The organism is Azotobacter beijerinckii, from assembly GCF_900110885.1.
Classification (GTDB): domain Bacteria; phylum Pseudomonadota; class Gammaproteobacteria; order Pseudomonadales; family Pseudomonadaceae; genus Azotobacter; species Azotobacter beijerinckii.
Map to the genome: position 1 here is coordinate 1 of NZ_FOFJ01000137.1, position 2,681 is coordinate 2,681.

The 2,681-nt window shown below is 60.6% G+C and carries 3 protein-coding genes; all 3 read left to right on the plus strand.

What is annotated here, in order from left to right; translation table 11 throughout:
- Positions 1 to 84 precede the first annotated feature (84 nt).
- The 3 genes from BMY22_RS23065 to vapC all read left to right on the plus strand — a co-directional run bounded on the left by BMY22_RS23065 (position 85) and on the right by vapC (position 2,571).
- Positions 85 to 1,455, plus strand: coding sequence for an aconitase family protein (locus BMY22_RS23065; protein WP_279626398.1), 1,371 nt, complete (start codon positions 85 to 87; stop codon positions 1,453 to 1,455).
- Positions 1,456 to 1,930: 475 nt separating this feature from the next.
- On the plus strand, positions 1,931 to 2,161 hold the full coding sequence (gene vapB, locus BMY22_RS23070) for a type II toxin-antitoxin system VapB family antitoxin (RefSeq protein ID WP_090625643.1): 231 nt from the start codon (positions 1,931 to 1,933) through the stop codon (positions 2,159 to 2,161).
- Positions 2,161 to 2,571, plus strand: a complete 411-nt coding sequence (gene vapC / locus BMY22_RS23075) for a type II toxin-antitoxin system tRNA(fMet)-specific endonuclease VapC (RefSeq protein ID WP_090625644.1) — start codon at positions 2,161 to 2,163, stop codon at positions 2,569 to 2,571. Before vapB ends, vapC begins: the two co-directional genes overlap by 1 nt.
- The last annotated feature ends 110 nt before the right edge of the window (positions 2,572 to 2,681 follow it).

The following is a 2,681-nucleotide window of genomic DNA, read 5'->3' on the forward strand; positions in this document are numbered from 1 at the left end:
GGCTTACCAGAGCTTCCTGTCACTCACCAGCCATGTGCTCGAGGTGCTATCAGGTTACGGCGAAAAATATCTGATTAATTTTGTATACTAACTTATTACGGCGACGGACTCCAAGGCCTGAGTGCCATGGACCGCCACGTCATCGCCAATATGGGAGCGGAACTGGGAGCGACGACGAGCGTCTTCCCTTCCGATGCCGTCTTGAAGGCGTTTCTCGCCTCCCGCGGCCGCGAAGAGGCGTGGATCGAGCTCGTCGCCGACGAAGGATCTTCCTACGGCGAGGAAATCGAGATCGACCTCTCCACGCTTGTGCCGCTGATCGCCTGTCCCAGCAGCCCCAGCAACGTCGTTCCCGTCAGCGAGGTGGCCGGAAGGCCGGTACACCAGTGCGTCGTCGGCTCCTCGGCCAATCCGGGCCTGAGGGATTTTGCCATCGTAGCGATGATGCTCGAGCACCATGGCGTCCACGAGGACGTCTCTCTCGACATCAACCCCACCTCGCGCCAGATCCTGGAAAATCTCACCGCGCTGGGCTATCTCGGCACCCTCATCCACCGCGGCGCACGCATCCACCAGGCGGGGTGCGGCGGCTGTATCGGCATGGGCGAGGCCCCGGCGACGCAAAGCATCAGCCTGCGCACCATGCCGCGCAACTTCCCCGGCCGTTCGGGCACCCAAGAAGACCAGGTCTACCTCTGCAGCCCCGAGACCGCGGCCGCCTCGGCGATCACCGGGGTCATCACCGATCCCTGCACGCTCGATTTTCCCTACCCCCGCTTCAAGGAGCCCGAGCGCTACGTTCTCAATACCGAGGCCCTCGCGCCACCGGCCGAAGACGGTCGGCTTGTCGCCCTGATCAAGGGGCCCAACATCGCTTCCTTGCCCGAATTCAACCCGCTTCCGGACGCACTCTCGGGACCGGTGCTGATCAAGACCGGCAACAACGTCTCCACCGACGAGATCCTGCCCGCGGGGGCGAAGGTTTTGCCCTTGCGCAGCAACATCCCCGAGATCGCGAAGTTCACCTTCTATCAAATCGACTCGGGGTATTACGACCGGGCGATGCAGCAGCAAGGCGGTACATCGTTCATCGTCGGCGGCGAGAACTATGGCCAGGGTTCGAGCCGCGAACACGCTGCTCTGGCCCCGCGCTACCTCGGCGTGCGCGCGGTACTGGCGAAGAGTTTCGCGCGCATCCACTGGCAGAACCTCTGCAACTTCGGCATCGTGCCCCTGAGTTTTGAAAAGGATGCCGACTACGATGCGATCCATCCCGGCGACTGGCTCACGTTGCCCAAGATCAACGAGGAGATCCGGAGCGGCGACCGTGTCACCGTCGTCAACACGACGCAGGGGGCCTCTTTCACGATGCGTCATGCCATGACGCCACGGCAGGTGCAGATGGTCCTCGAGGGCAGCATCATCAAGATATGTCGCAACTGCCGTCAAAAGTAGCTACCGCTTCGCCAGCAGTCGCCAGTTGCACACTTGATCGCACAAGCTGTGCCCAGCCAACTGCGATCCGGAGTCACCTTGGCGTACTACCTCCCGCTCGACCTGCGCCTCGCCGGCCACCTTGTCCCGCAGAGTCCAGCAGGTGGCGACCTTACCCATTACTGCTGGCCATTGGCTACCTTGGCTTGGAGTGCACCATCCGGACGATGGCCTGAACGATGCCGTTGATGACCAGGTGTCGCCTGGCGCGGGTGGTGGCCACGTAGAGCAGGTTCAATTCGTCGACCCGCTGCTCCGGGGAGATTTTCTCGTCATTCCAAAAGCCGCGGTGGAATCAGCCGCTCTTCAGCCTCCCTCTTGGTGGGGAATATCGAAAGCCAGATGGCTGGCAGGGAAATAATCGTATATCCCGTTGACATATCCATGGCTAGACCTATCATGGGATATATGCTTAACATATCCCAAGAGGTGCAGCGTGGAACAAGGCTCTGTTTTCTTGAGTAACCGCAGTCAGGCGGTGCGCCTGCCTAAAGCCGTAGCGCTTCCTGATGACGTGAAGCGTGTCGATGTTGTTGCCGTCGGCAGGGCCAGGATCATCACCCCTGCGGGTGAGTCATGGGATAGCTGGTTCGATGCCGAGGGCGTCACTGCCGACTTCATGACTGAACGGGAGCAGCCTGCCGATCAGGAGCGAGAGGCCTTTTGATGCTCAAGTTCATGCTCGACACCAACATCTGCATCTTCACCATCAAAAACAGGCCTCAGCAGGTGCGCGAAGCGTTCAAGCGCTACCATGGCCAGATGTGCATTAGCACGGTAGTCTTGATGGAGCTGATCTACGGAGCGGAGAAATCCGCAAACCCCGAGCGGAACTTGGCGGATATCGAGGGTTTTGCGGCAAGGCTGGAGGTACTGAAGTACGACCAGAGTGCCGCGGCACACACAGGTCAGCTTCGCGCAGAGTTGGCTAAGGCAGGCACACCGATTGGCCCCTACGACCAGATGATTGCCGGGCATGCCCGTTCACAGGGCTTGATTCTGGTCACGAACAACCTACGCGAGTTCGACCGAGTACCGGGCCTGCGTATCGAGGACTGGATAGCTCCCAGCACGTAATTATCGCTCAACCCTGCTCCTGATTAGCAATGATGCTCAGCCACCCCGAATCACCCGCAGGGGGTGTGGCGGGCAACGCGCGACTGCCACGAGGAGTCGCGCAGGCAGCG

Coding starts and splice junctions, on each gene's coding strand:
- vapC (WP_090625644.1), top strand. CDS start 2,161: ATGCTCAAGTTCATGCTCGACACCAACATCTGCATCTTCACCATCAAA.